The 14,913-nt window shown below is 42.9% G+C and carries 11 protein-coding genes; 1 reads left to right on the plus strand and 10 read right to left on the minus strand.

The window, feature by feature from the left end; genetic code table 11:
- Positions 1-35: 35 nt before the first annotated feature.
- The 7 genes from DBZ36_RS01375 to rpe all read right to left on the minus strand — a co-directional run bounded on the left by DBZ36_RS01375 (position 36) and on the right by rpe (position 11,078).
- Entirely contained in the window at positions 36-1,244 is a 1,209-nt protein-coding gene (locus DBZ36_RS01375) for an aspartate aminotransferase family protein (RefSeq protein ID WP_120353137.1), read from the minus strand.
- Between the two features lie 397 nt (positions 1,245-1,641).
- Positions 1,642-2,205 (minus strand): anthranilate synthase component II, encoded by a 564-nt coding sequence (locus DBZ36_RS01380; protein ID WP_120353138.1) that lies wholly within the window; start codon positions 2,203-2,205, stop codon positions 1,642-1,644.
- A 120-nt stretch (positions 2,206-2,325) separates the two neighbouring features.
- Positions 2,326-3,351 carry a response regulator gene (locus DBZ36_RS01385; protein WP_120353139.1) on the minus strand — a complete coding sequence of 342 codons (1,026 nt, stop codon included), beginning with the start codon at positions 3,349-3,351 and terminating at the stop codon, positions 2,326-2,328.
- A 12-nt stretch (positions 3,352-3,363) separates the two neighbouring features.
- On the minus strand, positions 3,364-8,448 hold the full coding sequence (locus DBZ36_RS01390; RefSeq protein WP_120353140.1) for a response regulator: 5,085 nt from the start codon (positions 8,446-8,448) through the stop codon (positions 3,364-3,366).
- A 253-nt stretch (positions 8,449-8,701) separates the two neighbouring features.
- Positions 8,702-9,700, minus strand: coding sequence for a tryptophan--tRNA ligase (gene trpS, locus DBZ36_RS01395; protein ID WP_120353141.1), 999 nt, complete (start codon positions 9,698-9,700; stop codon positions 8,702-8,704).
- A 1-nt stretch (position 9,701) separates the two neighbouring features.
- Positions 9,702-10,406: a phosphoglycolate phosphatase gene (locus DBZ36_RS01400; RefSeq protein WP_120353142.1), complete on the minus strand. Its 705-nt coding sequence runs from the start codon at positions 10,404-10,406 to the stop codon at positions 9,702-9,704.
- Positions 10,407-10,409: 3 nt separating this feature from the next.
- Complete coding sequence (rpe, locus tag DBZ36_RS01405) at positions 10,410-11,078, minus strand: ribulose-phosphate 3-epimerase (RefSeq protein WP_120353143.1); 669 nt, start codon at positions 11,076-11,078, stop codon at positions 10,410-10,412.
- A gap of 22 nt (positions 11,079-11,100) precedes the next feature.
- Between rpe and DBZ36_RS01410 the strand changes: the two genes are divergently transcribed.
- Complete coding sequence (locus tag DBZ36_RS01410; RefSeq protein WP_233558073.1) at positions 11,101-11,322, plus strand: DUF2970 domain-containing protein; 222 nt, start codon at positions 11,101-11,103, stop codon at positions 11,320-11,322.
- Here the strand turns inward: DBZ36_RS01410 and DBZ36_RS01415 are convergent.
- The 3 genes from DBZ36_RS01415 to aroB are packed head-to-tail and all read right to left on the minus strand — an operon-like array spanning position 11,294 to position 14,908.
- Positions 11,294-12,145 carry a Dam family site-specific DNA-(adenine-N6)-methyltransferase gene (locus tag DBZ36_RS01415; RefSeq protein WP_120353144.1) on the minus strand — a complete coding sequence of 284 codons (852 nt, stop codon included), beginning with the start codon at positions 12,143-12,145 and terminating at the stop codon, positions 11,294-11,296. The two genes, DBZ36_RS01410 and DBZ36_RS01415, sit on opposite strands and share 29 nt — an antisense overlap.
- Before the next feature lie 3 nt (positions 12,146-12,148).
- Positions 12,149-13,822 (minus strand): AAA family ATPase, encoded by a 1,674-nt coding sequence (locus DBZ36_RS01420; RefSeq protein ID WP_120353145.1) that lies wholly within the window; start codon positions 13,820-13,822, stop codon positions 12,149-12,151.
- Positions 13,823-14,908: a 3-dehydroquinate synthase gene (gene aroB / locus DBZ36_RS01425; protein WP_120353146.1), complete on the minus strand. Its 1,086-nt coding sequence runs from the start codon at positions 14,906-14,908 to the stop codon at positions 13,823-13,825.
- Positions 14,909-14,913 lie beyond the last annotated feature (5 nt).

Raw genomic sequence — 14,913 nt, forward strand, 5'->3', positions numbered from 1 at the left:
ACACAGGCCCTTTGGTTTATTAGTTTCTTTGGAATCTATGAAACAATACTTGCGATAGCTCTTTCGAATCGAGCTAGACCTTCTAGCACATCTTCTTTACTAATAATGAGTGAAGGTGCAAAACGAACCACGTTAGCACCAGCAACTAATACCATCAGTTGTTGGTCCGCGCTCGCCACCAAAAAGTCGCGTGCGCGACCTTTATAGTCTTCGTTTAACACAGCGCCAATTAGAAGACCCTTACCCCGAATTTCGGAAAATACCTTATATTTACTGTTAATGGCTTCCAAGCCATCACGGAACCATTGCTCACGCTCCAAAACGCCACTAAGAACTTCTGGGGTATTCACAATATCAAATGTCGTTTCAGCTACTGCACAAGCTAGCGGATTTCCACCATAAGTACTGCCATGAGTACCGACCTTGAAACAAGCAGCTATCGCATCTGTGGTTATCATGGCTGCGATTGGAAAACCACCACCAAGCGCTTTAGCGGTGGTTAGGATATCGGGAGTTACACCTAAGCCCATATACGCATAAAGCTCACCGGTACGACCTACGCCAGTTTGGACCTCATCAAAGACTAGTAGCGCATTGTGGCTGTCACACAGTTCACGCACTCGTTTAACAAACTCAAGTGCCGGACTAACAATCCCGCCCTCGCCTTGCAGAGGCTCCATAACAACCGCACATACGTCATCGTCAATAAGCGCTTCAAGTGCACTTAAATCGTTGTATGGCACATGCTGAATATCTTGTGGTTTTGGGCCAAATCCGTCGGAATACGCAGCTTGCCCACCAACGGTAACCGTGAAAAAGGTACGCCCGTGGAAACCCTGCTCGAAGGCAATGATTTTAGATTTCTTTTGACCAAATTTTTCAAAACTATAACGGCGTGCCAGTTTAAAAGCAGCTTCATTGGCTTCTGCGCCCGAGTTACAGAAAAATACTTTATCAGCAAAGGTGTTATCCACTAACTTTTTGGCCAAACGCAAAGCCGGCTCGTTAGTCATAACGTTACTCAAATGCCATAGCTTTTCACCTTGCTGCTTAAGCGTATCAACCAAAGCGGGATGACAGTGGCCCAAGCAAGAAACGGCTATTCCACCTGCAAAATCTACAAATTCGTTTTCATCTTGATCCCATACTCGAGAGCCTTTACCTCGCACAGGAATGGTTGCCGAAGGGGCATAATTGGGGACCATTACTTGATCAAAAAGAGCGCGGGTAACGACTGGTTTCATAACTATATCCTTGAGTTTGGGTTCCAATTTTTCCGCTTGCTAACGATTTTGTTCAGCAAGGGATAATCTCTACTTTATCCTTTAATCCGAATCATTATGCAAGTTAAAATTTTGTAATAACATCTTTGCATTTTATAACATCTATAGCTTAGCATACCGAAACTGCTTTATTAATCAGTGGATCAAGGGGAAGCGAAACCAAGTCTTAGTGCATATCTCTGGAAATAATTGGAATAACGACTCGAAAAACTCGACTCTTTATGAATTGTTATGCCAAATTATTCATCAATTCTTGTGAATAGTTACGCGTTTATTGTTCATATCAAGATTAATTGGGGTTTTATGAACTAGAAACAACCAAGGGCGGGAAATTACACCAGAGTAAGTAGATTACTCTTTAAGAAGCTAAAAATGTCTTCAATAGATCTAAACCGTACTCACTCAAAATGCTTTCTGGATGAAATTGGACACCTTGGATTGGTAGGTCTCTATGGCGTAAGCCCATGATTTCTCCTGTGTCGCTGCGCGCTGTAACTTCTAAACACTCAGGCAAGCTCGTCTCATCAACAATTAGAGAATGATAGCGGGTGACCTTAAACGGGCTTTCTAGCCCTTGAAACACACCTATTTGCTGATGATGTACGGGCCTGACTTTACCGTGTAAAGGAGCATTCGCTCGAACAATTTTGGCACCAAAGTACTGCGCGATACACTGATGCCCAAGACAAACACCTAATATCGGTACTTGGTTTTTAAACTGATCAATGACAGAAAGCGATATGCCGGCCTCATCGGGACTGCACGGACCAGGGGATATAACAATAGAACTCGGTGCCATAGCTTCAATTTGTTCAATACTAACCGCATCGTTACGCAACACTTCAATATCTTGCCCTAGCTGTGCAAAATACTGACTTAGGTTATAGGTGAACGAGTCATAGTTATCGATGATGAGTAGCATAGTAGGTATTAGATCTATGGTTGAAAGTGGTGTTTAGACGAAAACAGATACTACAGTAATCGAGACGACTTACTGTAGTTAAATATAAGGCTGATTTTCAAGACAACGCTCGATTACGGTTTAAGTTTTAAGTTCTGGGAAACGGGCTCGTAATTCTAATATTTTATCCATGATACTCTCAAACACCTCGACAACATCAGGATCAAAATGAGTGCCGGCATCTTGAGAAATAACACTACATGCTTTTTCGATGCTCCAAGCCTCTTTGTAAGGTCTAGCAGTGGTCAAGGCGTCAAACACATCAGCGACCGCTACTATTCGAGCAGATAAAGGAATTTCTTCACCTTTTAATCCTTGTGGGTAGCCACTGCCATCCCATTTTTCGTGGTGGGTTAAGGCTATATCGTGAGCCATGCGCATAAGTTCGCTTTCGTCACCGGAAAGAATATCTGCTCCAAAGCGAGGGTGTTGTTTCATCGTTTCCCATTCGTCGCCATCAAGCTTGCCTGGTTTTTTCAGTATCGCATCTTCAATACCAATTTTACCGAGGTCATGCATAGGCGAAGCATTTAGAAGTCGATCGCACCATATTTTATCCAAACCCATTGCCAGCGCGATTGCCTGTGAATAATGACTCATCCGCAAAACATGCATGCCAGTTTCGTTGTCTTTATACTCAGCGGAGCGCCCAAGACGTTGTATTACCGACAAGCGGGTCTGATTTATCTCTTGGGTTTTCTCGGTAACTTGCCTGAACAACTCTAAACTTTGATTGTAGAGCGCCAAATGAGTACGCACTCTTGCTTGAACTAAGCTGGCATTAATTGGTTTAGCAATATAATCGACAGCTCCTAAATCCAAACCTCGAGTCTCATCTTCGACACTAATTTTTGCGGTCACAAAAATCACTGGGATATTCGAGGTTTTCGGATTGTTTTTTAAGCGCGCAATTACTTCATAGCCATCCATCTCAGGCATCATAATATCAAGTAAAATCAAGTCCGGCTTATTCGCCTGATTGGCTATCTCCAGCGCTTTTTCACCGCGCGTTGCCATTTTGACATTATAATCTGGCCGCAAAATTGTACTCAATACATTGATATTAACCGGATTGTCATCCACAACTAAAATCAGTGCTTTTTCCATCGAGCCTATTCCTTATTTTAAATTGGCAATTGGTATGCTCAGTGCTTCGAGAGCATCATCAAATTCAAACATATCTATTTTACTTGCCACTTTGTCGATGGCTGCACGAGTATTAGCCTCGAGATCCATATCAAGCATTATGGCAATCGTATCTGTTGCAGCAGTATCATATTCGGTCAGCTGCTCCTGGAGGGTCTTCAACAGCGACTGTATTTCTTGATTATCAAGACCAATTTGAGCGCTGCTGGCACGCTTTTGGGGTCTTTGGTCTTGATCTAAATAGTCGCTGATTTGACTAAGAACCAAGGATAGCTGTTCATCAATTTGATCCACAATCGCTGATTCTATAGTACTGCTATCGTTTTCTATTCGACTGGCAAGATCTTGAACCTGTCTGGCGCCAATACTACCGCTAGCTCCTTTCAAGGTATGTGCAACTCGCTTAAGATCGTCGATATCCTGTTCCTGGTAGGCCGTCTTTAACAAGCCAATAGTATGCTCGTTACTATCCAAAAACTGCCCCAAAAGCTTGTGATATAGACGGCTGTCATTATTCACTTGCTGCAACGCTTGCTTGGTATCGAGTAAACTTAAAGCTGCGAAATTAAATTGATGCTCTAGCTGACTGTCACTTTGAGTTGACGACACACTTTGCTGGCGTTCAGGCTTAACTTGAACTAGCTTGGTGAGCGTCTTAAACAAATCTTTTATGTTAATCGGTTTACCGATATGACCCGACATGCCTGCCTGCTGCGCATTTTCCAAGTCGCTTGTCATTACATTAGCTGTCATTGCAATAATTGGTAATTGCTTGAATTGAGGCAAAGCTCTGAGATGACGTGTTGCCGTATAACCATCCATCACAGGCATCTGTACATCCATCAGCACTGCATCAAAGTCCGAGTCTAAAGTAAGCTGGTCAATTGCTTCTCGACCATTGTTGGCAATCTCTACCTGCAAGCCATTGTGACTTAATATGTCTTTTGCCAACTCTTGGTTGAACTCGTTGTCTTCAACTAATAGTATTTTTGCACCCTGCAAACTCTCTGTTTCAAGCTTATCTCGGGCTTTAGGTTTTAAACCCACCGCGCCATCTTTCTGCCCCAAAGCTGCCATTATACTATCGACTAAACTTGAGGCAGTTACAGGTTTACTAAGTACACCTTGAGGTTCAACGTCCTTCGATTGGGCTTCAACTAAAGCTTCGTCACGTCCGTGCGCAGTTACCATCACCACTGAAGGGCTAGTTTGTCCAAATCGCTCTTGCAGCAGTCGAATACAATCAATGCCATCAACCGTGGGCATTTTCCAATCCATAAACACTAAATCATAAGCCAGATTATCATTCGACGACTGCTCGACAGCAGTTAAAGCTTCTTGAGCATTGGCCGCAAGGTCAATATGGCCAACCCCGATATTGCTTAGCATTTGCTCAAGGATCTCTCGCGCGGAAGAATTGTCATCTACAACTAGTAAACGAAGATCAGAGAAACTAAGTTGACGTTTAACTTTAGGCGCTTGTACTTGCTCTTGTACCTTTGCGCTGATACTAAACCAAAACAAACTACCCACTCCAGCTTCGCTTTCAACGCCGATTTCTCCCCCCATCATTTCAGCTAAGGTTTTGCTAATGCTCAAACCTAAACCGGTACCCCCATACTTACGCGTGGTTGAACTGTCGGCTTGCGAAAATGCTTTAAACAAATTTTGAATTTGCTCCTGACTCATTCCTATACCGCTATCTTGAACCTCAAAGCGCAATTGAGAAATGTTTTCGTGGATACTGGTTTGTTTAATTCGAATGATAATTTCACCATCACTAGTGAACTTAATCGCATTATTGAGAAGGTTCAAAACAATTTGACCGACTCGCAGCGGGTCTCCTATTAAAGAGCTGTTGATTTTAGGGTCAATATCCAACAGCAGCTCAATACCATTTTCTTCGGCTTTGAGACTCACTGTACTAATAATGTGGTCCAATACCTCTTCGAGCTCAAAAGGGATGTTTTCCAAACTTAGTTTTCCGGCTTCAATTTTCGATACATCTAAAATATCGTTAATGATGCCGAGTAAAGATTCGGCGCTGCGATGAACTTTATCGATGTAATTTCGCTGTTTATGGTTTAAGTCCGTTTCTAAGGCCAAGTAGGACATACCTATAATCGCATTCATTGGAGTGCGAATTTCGTGACTCATATTGGCCAAGAAGTCACTTTTGGCGCGAGAAGCCAACTCAGCTTGCTCTTTAGCTTGTGCGAGTTCTACCTCCATGTTTTTACGCGCTGTGATATCACGAGCCACGCCAACAACGCCAACTACCTCGTTATCAATACTCCGGATTGGACTGTGAATAGTGTCAAACATCTTGACCTCACCTACGTGATTCACGAGTTCGTATTCGGAGGTATGACTTCGGTCATCTTGGATAGCCTTAGCCTCTAATGTTTTACTAACTTGCTCAAGCTCTGTGAAGCCTAACTCTTGGTCAGTTTTTCCAACTAAGGGTAACAAGGTTGGATCAATCCACTGTGTATAGCTTTGATTATGCCCCAAATATTGACCCTGCTTATTTTTGTAGTAAACGAGATCTGGCAAGCTATTTAGCAGCGACGACAGTAAGGCTTTCTCTTCATGTAGCTCTTGGGTTCTACTAGCAACTCGAGCCTCAAGCTCATCGCGAGATTCACTCAAACGCTTAGTCGCCCTTCGCCCAAGGTTTAACGTAAACATCACTGAAACGGCGCAAAACAGAATAATCACCACAGCTAATGTCAACGTACCTACTCGTACTCGGTTATAACCGATAAGAGACTCATTCAAATCGATCTCAGAAGCAATTCCAACTTGTAATTCTTTACTCCAATTCCATGCACCCATCACTTCTACGCCTCGATAGTCACGGTAGGGATCTTGTGAAAAACCTGACTCATGATTGCGGATCCCGAGCGCCATTTTGGTCAGAGTTTGAATTCCAGCATTCGCTTTTCGAGTTTCAATTTCTGAAGTAAGTTCAAAGCCAGGGTCTTTAAGTAGAATATTCAGCGTGCTACTTTGTTCAGCTTTTAATAGGCCTATTTCAACCAAGGTACGTTTGAAACGACTGTTGCTTAGCATTAGGCCTTGATCGTTTAGCACATATGACTCTCCACTTTGTCCAAAGCGAGCATTTTGAACGATGGATGTGTATTCATTGAGTGGGTCTAAACGTATCGTTAATATGGCAATAATATCGCCAAATTTATCGTAGATAGGTGCTGCCACAAACATCGTGTATTCCATTTCGTCCAACTCAGAGAAAATGGGGGGAACGAATACAGTTTCACCTTGTAATACCCGTCGAAATAAATCTTCACGTTGTTTGGCAATGATATTAAGCTGACCAACATTTACGTCGCGTTTTGACGCTAAACTGAGACCCCTTGGGCTAATAATAAAAAAGCCGAGTTCACCCGTAATATCTTCAAATCGGTTTAAATAATCCCGGGTTTTTTGTAGCTCCAAAGACTGTAAAAGTTTCTCAGGATTGCTCTCTAACAACAGTAAGTCTTCAACCAGTCGATTGAGGTTCTGATTTCTTGATAAGACATTTGCAGCATTACTTGCCCGCCCGATATAACTCTCCAATCGTTCCATCGATGTTGCAGACAGAACTTTTAATGTCGATACGTTTTTACTCACCATATTTTTATGAATGGTGTTTTGAGCGTTGATGACCACAACAATCACCAAGGTTGCAAACGTTGCTAAGCCCAGCATCACCATACGTCGGAAATTGTCTGACCCAAACGCCAATTCAATTTTATCAGAGCGCGAGTAACGCCTAAGAATGAATGCAATAAGCATTAACACGACAAGCAATGTAGCCAAGATTGCTAAAAGCTTAATGATGTCCTTGGGTACAACGCTCATGGTGTCGATTTCGATAGCTTCTAGCTGTGTCCAACGTTCGCTAGTTGCTAAGTGTTGCTCATTACTAATTTGGCCTAAGCCTTTGCGAATAATGCTGACCAACTCTGCTTGGGTGTTCTGAACCAACATATGTAGTTGTGGCGATCCAAAGGCGCGGTCTTCTAAAACTTTGAGCCCACTAATATTGTAATCTAGACGATACTTGTCGATGACCAAGCGCGCATCAAGTAGCGCAGCAACCTTACCATCGAGGACGGCATCCACTGAATCCGATAAATGAGGATAAGTAATGAGTTCGATCTCGGGGTGGTTTTCCTTTAATGCTTTGGTATGCGCATAACCTTGTGTAATCGCTAGCCGTTTGCCTCGGAGATCAGCAAAACTAGATATTTGGGATTCAGCTTTCACAAACAAACTTTCATCTAGACTGAAATAGCTCGGACTGTGTTCAGCTGACGCTGTTCGTTCTTTGGAGAAAAAAACTGCAGGTAAGATCTCAACTTCTGAGTTATTAAAACCGTTAAGCGCGAGCCCCCAATTATCAAAATGGACAGGATCGAATTTGAGGCCGGTACTATTCTCGATATAACGTAAATAGTCCCATGCAATACCTGCTGGGCTACCGTTTGGCTGAGTAAAAATAACCGGAGCCCAATTGGTTAAAGCAATCCGAACACGTGGATTATTTTGGATCCATTTTCTTTCGTTATCGCTAAGTTGATAGTTTTGCCGGGCTGAAATAGAAATCTGTTCTTTAATGATGGTCGCTTCAAGCGCCGCTAGATCAAAATAGATCACCAACTGACCCAAAGATTCACCTTGATAACGAACTTCAAAACTGCGCATATCAAGGTTGTATACAGCTTCTGGCAATGTATCACCAAATGTTAACTGCCCTTCGTTGCGATAAAAACGGAGTAATTCTTGCCCTGTAAAGCCATCTACAATACGCATCGCCTTTACATTTTTCACCTGTTTCAATTCACCTTCAAATATATTCTGCAATTGTTCTATATCGAGGTTATACATAGGAACAGACGCCATGCGCGCTAAGCGGTCTCCTTCTCGAAGAGCGGCAACTTGGCTAGGGCTCAGATCTTGATCTTCAATGAAATAGTTAGGGCGAGCAAAAACGATAGAACTAAAACACAACAACACAATCAGCAGTTGGTACAAACTTCGAAACATCCTAGCTCCCTTTATGATTGAGTTTCCATACACAAGTTTGTTTTATAGGCATATTTAATATTCTAGCGTAATTTACTGTTGTTACTTGTATTTTTATCAGTAAATAACTTAGAAAGCTTGGCTTCATCGGCTCAAGAAAAATGAAAATGAGAATAAGACAAGACCACGTTACATTGCGGGCGGTAAATTACAGAATCGGAGGCAAAAAAAACCAGTACACAAGTACTGGTTTTATATCGAACACAAGGATTGTTTAACGAATAAACCCTATCGCATCATATACACTATCAAGTGTTGGCTGCGAATGTTCTCTAGCTCGCGCAGACCCTTTGTGCAACAGTTCAAGCATGCTCGATTCGTCTTCGCGTAACGAATAATAACGTTCTTGGAACGGTTCAAGCATCGCCACTACAGCATCGGCAGTATCGACTTTCAAGTGACCATACATTTTACCTTCGTAGCTTTCGACCAAAGATTCCATCGATGTACCCGTTGCGATGTGTTGCAGCGTTAACAGATTAGATATACCGGGTTTCTCGCTTGGATTGAAATAGATTCGTGCTTGGTCGTCAGCATCAGTTACCGCTGCTTTAATCTTCTTAGCAATGACCTTTGGTGCATCATCAAGCAAAATAAATGCTTTAGGATTTTCGTCCGATTTAGACATTTTTTTAGTTGGGTCTTGTAGCGACATGACTCGCGCCCCTACTTTAGGGATCATCGGTTCAGGAATAGTAAATACGTCACCATAAAGTGTATTAAAACGGTGAGCAATATCTCGAGCTAATTCGAGATGTTGCTTCTGGTCGTCTCCAACTGGCACATATTTCGGCTGGTACAACAGAATATCCGCGGCCATTAATACCGGATAAGCGTATAGACCCACATTAATATTATTCGAATGTTGGCCTGACTTATCTTTGAACTGAGTCATACGATTCAGCTCGCCCATTTGAGTGTAGCAATTTAAGGCCCAAGCCAACTGTGCGTGTTGCGGCACCTGTGATTGGATAAAGATAGTACTTTGCTCAGGATCAAGGCCGCAAGCCACATACATCGCAAACGCATCTAGCGTTCGCTGACGTAACAGCTTTGGATCTTGTCGAACCGTGATTGCATGTTGATCTACCATCATAAAATGGCAGTCATTCTCAGTTTGCATTTGTTTCCATTGATGAATAGCACCAATGTAATTTCCTAGAGTCAATGCGCCTGAGGGCTGGATTCCGCTGAGAACAATCGGCTTTGTCATGCTATTTACTACCTACCAAATTAAGAGCTTGATGAAAAAATGAGTGTAAATTGTCGCTAGTATAGTCAGGACCGTAGCTGGCGATATCTTCGCCATAGTTATAGCCATAACTCAAACCTAAACTTGGACATGAAGCAGCTTTAGCAGCTTCAATGTCATTGCGTGAATCGCCAACCATCAAGGTGTGACTCGCACGCGCACCTAGATTAGATAAAACGTGTAGCAAAGGCAAAGGACTTGGTTTCTTTTCTGCCAAACAGTCTCCGCCCAATACCATTTCGAAGTAGGACTCTAAATGAGCAAGCTTAAGTAACTCAAGAGTAAATTCAAGAGGTTTGTTGGTTACTAAAGCCATTGGGATATGATGTTGCTTTAGAAGTTCAAGAGCCTCAATTGCACCATCATATAAGCTACTATTAATCCATAAACCTTGTGCATAATGATGATTAAAACTAGTTCGAGCTTTGAGATAAAGAGCCTCGTCAATTGAGTCCTTGATTTCTGAACTGCCGCTTAGAGCACGGCGAACTAAGACTTCAGCGCCATTGCCAACCCAAGAACAAACTAACTCTTGTGCAAAAGTCGAACGTTCAAGATCTTGTAGCATATTATTAATCGCCAACGCCAAGTCTGGAGCGCTATCAACTAAAGTGCCATCTAAATCAAAGATAACTAAGTCTAACGCCTTAAAATCAATGTTATTCATGGCCTAAATGTTTCCTAATTGCTGACGCATTTCGTCAATTGCAGTTTGGTAATTATCTTGATTAAAAATTGCAGAGCCTGCCACAAATACATCGGCTCCAGCGGATGCAACTTCCGCAATATTGTGTGCGCCAATTCCGCCATCAACTTCTAGGCGAATATCAAAACCAGACTTATCGATACGCTCACGGACCAATCTAATTTTATCTAAGGTCGCCGGAATAAAACTTTGACCGCCAAAACCAGGATTCACAGACATAAGTAGTATCATATCCAATTTATCCATCACGTGATCGAGGTAGTGCAACGGTGTTGCCGGATTAAAAACCAGACCAGCTTTACAGCCCTCAGACTTAATTAATTGCAGGCTTCGGTCTATATGTTCACTAGCTTCCGCATGAAAGGTAATAATGCTAGCTCCGGCTTGCGCAAATTGCGGAATGATCGCGTCCACAGGCTTAACCATCAAGTGCACATCAATTTCTGCACTTATGCCATAATCACGTAAAGCTTTACAAACCATAGGGCCAAAACTTAAGTTAGGTACATAGTGATTGTCCATCACATCGAAATGCACAATATCAGCACCTGCAGCGAGAACGTTTTCAACTTCTTCACCTAAACGTGCGAAATCGGCAGCTAAAATTGAGGGGGCAATTAAAAATGGTTTCATATCAAACTCAGATTATGGCGTTATGGCTGGCAATATTAGCCTAGTTGCCCCCACATTTGGAGAAAAACAAGGCATGTCGATAGTAAAGAGCGTTTTAGGCGCATTATTTGGTGTGCAATCGGAGAAAACCCGCGAGCATGATTTTAAACAACAAAGGGCTCGCGATTTCATTATTGTTGGCGTGATCTTAATCATTGCAATGCTACTAGGCGTGGCTAGCCTCGTCCATTGGCTTGTACCTTAGCTTCTTCTAGGTAACCTGGATAAAGTGCAATTAGCTCAGCAACTTTCTTACGACCATTACCTTTCGGGCTAATGGTACGTTTAACTTGGAGTTTAGCTAGTAAACTGCCTTGATAAATGTCGCGCGTGATTGGCAAATCATGATTGCTGATTACCACTGTCGCACCATTTCGTTGGGCTTTCTCAGCAAGTTGTCCTAAACGTTTTTGATCTTCTAAGCCAAAGCCATCTCGACTATAAGAGGTAAATTGAGCGGATTTACTAATCGGCGCATATGGGGGATCGCAATACACGACATCGCCATAGCCAAAGTCTTTAAATGCAGTTACATAACTACAGCAACGAAATTTCGCCCGTTGTGATTTTTCAGCAAAAACTTCTAGTTCGTGGTGCGGAAAGTATGGCCGTTTATAACGACCAAAAGGTACGTTAAAAATGCCCTTTTTGTTGTAACGACATAAGCCGTTATAACCATGACGATTCATATATAAAAACATTAAAGCTCGTTGGTAACTATCTTGACAAGCATTAAACTCTTTACGAATTTCATAGTAACGCTCGGAGTCATTGTGCTCTTGGTTAAAATAGAGTTGAGCGTCTTTGATGAATCGGTCGCCGCGTTTTTGGATAATCCGATACATGGTGATTAAGTCAGGATTGATATCGCAAAGCTCATACCGAGAATAGTTGGTATTCAGAAATACCGAACCCGCACCAACGAAGGGCTCTATCAGAACATCGCCTTCAGGTAAGTAATTGTTTAGCTCGTCGATAAGTCCGTACTTACCGCCAGCCCATTTTAGGAATGCACGTGTTTTTTTCATGCCTTAGGGCTGCATCTCAAATTGTACCTGCTTTAATTGTTTGAGTAAGGAATCTATACCTTGATTCTTCAATCGTTGGCGTGCGTCATTTGCACTCTGGCGCGTATCAAAGTTGCCATAAACAACCTTATATGGCGTTTTCGGATTCACATTTGAGCGATATACCCAAACCGGTTGTGCCCATGGTTGACTATCGGCAAAGGTTTTAGCTTTGGCTTCGTTAGCTAGAGCGATAAGTTGGAGTGTATAACGGCTGCCATCAATTTTCATTAAAGGGTGGGTTATTGAGCTAGACCCCGTTGCAGAAGGTTTTTGTTCAGAGACTATCGTCGTCTCAGCTATAGCTTGAGGCTCGGTCACAACCGTTGGTTTTGTGGCTTCTTCAACTACGACTGGCTTTATATCTTCTGGCACTTCTTCCGGGACGGCTAGCGTCGTGTCCGTTTGCGTGGCTTTAGCTTCACTTACGAGCAATTCACTTGTCGACACCACCGCACTTTGAGTTTCAGTTAGCGTCTCGGCTATTGCAGTCACACTTTCTTCTGTTGTATTTGGGGTCTGTAAGGCTGTTTCAACCGCCTGAGGATTATTTTGTTCTTCAATGATCCGGCTTACCACTTCATCTTGCACTACAATGCGTAAACCGCTTTGTTCTTGTTTGTCTTCTAATCGCACTTCTTTGACTTCACCAGACTCAGGCAACACTGCATTGTCATCCCCATATCCAAGCTCAGTTGTAGCCGTTTCGCTCGCGGCTTCTGCTTCCGCTTGGCTTGGAGAACTTACAGGCTCTTTTTCACCAGTATCTCCTGGAGCGCCGTTTGAGGCTGCGTCTTTCTCTATAGTTTCGATAGCTTGACGCTGTGGTTCCAATTGTGAGGTGTTAGCTAACATTTGGTAAAGAAGTCCCGCAAGCGCTGCAATAAGAATAATTGCCACCGCCAACAACACTAGATTTTTCTTCGAACTGGGTGTGTCTGACATTATGACCTCTCCATTGACGATTTGGTCGACAAAAAATACAACGCGTTTAGGATTAAAACGCGCTAATCGTAGTTGCCGTTCTATTGCTTCACGATTTTCCATCTGTGCTTGATAACCAGCTCGCTCAAACAACAAACGCGCTAAAATAGTCACTTCACCTGCGGTTAGCGGCGGAATACTAAGCCAAATCGCTTGGATTTCGGTTTGCCCTACAACGGCTTCAGCTTCTGCAAAAAGCTGTTCTTCATCACCAATGAGTACTATCGATAAGCGCTGACTGAATCGAGTAGGATAACTATGCAGTAAAACAAGCAGTTCTAAGATCAAATCTGCGCTAAGGTTCTGAGCGTTATCAACGACCAATAATTGCGGGCCATCAACATGATCTAAATTTCTAAAAAGACTATCAGCGATTGGATCGTCTTGATTAAACAAAGGCTCTGCAACCAATTGCAGCATTAATGCCCGTCTAAAATCCCCATCTTCACTATCGGCATCGACACTAACGAGTGCGTGCTGAGAAAACTGAGCTTGTTCTAATAATTCTTGAGCAATTAAAGACTTGCCACCGCCAGGGCTCGCCCCAACTAACACCAAGCTAGATTTAAATCGAATTTGAGAATGGATACGTTGGCAGAGTAACTGCTGACTTGGTAGATGAGCAAATGGAACATCCCCCAGCAATTGGCTCATTTAATACCTCGCGCGAAGCGCCTGAATACTGTTTTCAACTTGCTCGGCCTCAATATGCTTAACCAAACTAGCTTGGCCAATTTGGCTTGGCAAAATGAGTCGCATTTGGCCATTTTCGGCTTTCTTATCTCGGCGCATATGCACCAAAAAGTGTTCGAGCTGCATTGACTCAGGTGGAAGTACAGGCAATCCAGCAGCCTCAATAAGCGCTAATATCCGAACCACACTTTCTTCGTCAAGCATACCTTCTAGCTGCGCGCACACAGCAGCCAAAGCCATGCCACTAGCAACCGCTTCGCCATGCAGCCATTGCCCATATCCTTGGTCCGCTTCGATAGCATGCCCATAAGTATGGCCAAGATTTAACAAAGCGCGAATTCCTTGTTCGGTCTCATCCTCAGCTACTACCAATGCTTTAATTTCACAGCAGCGGTGAATCGCATACGCTAAAGCGTTACGATCTAAAGATAAAAGAGCGCTCATGTTCTGTTCAAGCCACGCGAAAAAGTCAGCATCGTAAATAATACCGTACTTGATCACTTCAGCTATACCAGCTTTGAGTTCCCGGTGCGGCAACGTTGACAAGCAGTCTAAATCAATCACCACAGATTTGGGCTGATAGAAGGCTCCTATCATGTTTTTGCCTAAAGGGTGATTGACGGCCGTTTTACCACCAACTGAAGAATCAACTTGTGATAACAAAGTGGTAGGGACCTGAATAAAATCTACGCCACGTTGGTAACTTGCGGCAGCAAAACCGGTCATGTCACCAATAACTCCGCCACCGAGTGCAATTAACGTTGTATCGCGACCATGACTACCTTCAAGTAAAGCAGTAAATATTTGGTCGAGTACAGCTAATGTTTTGTATTGCTCACCGTCAGGCAAAATACATACATCAAGTTGATACTCACTTAGGCTTCTTTCAAGCGTTTGCAAATATAAAGGAGCAATAGTCTCGTTGGTTACAATCATGACTCGTTTGGAGCGGATATGAGAACGAAACATATCCGCTTGCGAAAGTAATCCGCCTTGAATATGAATCGTGTAACTACGTTGGTCTAGTTCTACTTGAAGCGCTTGCATAGCTG

Source organism: Alginatibacterium sediminis, from assembly GCF_003610775.1.
Lineage (GTDB): Bacteria > Pseudomonadota > Gammaproteobacteria > Enterobacterales > Celerinatantimonadaceae > Alginatibacterium > Alginatibacterium sediminis.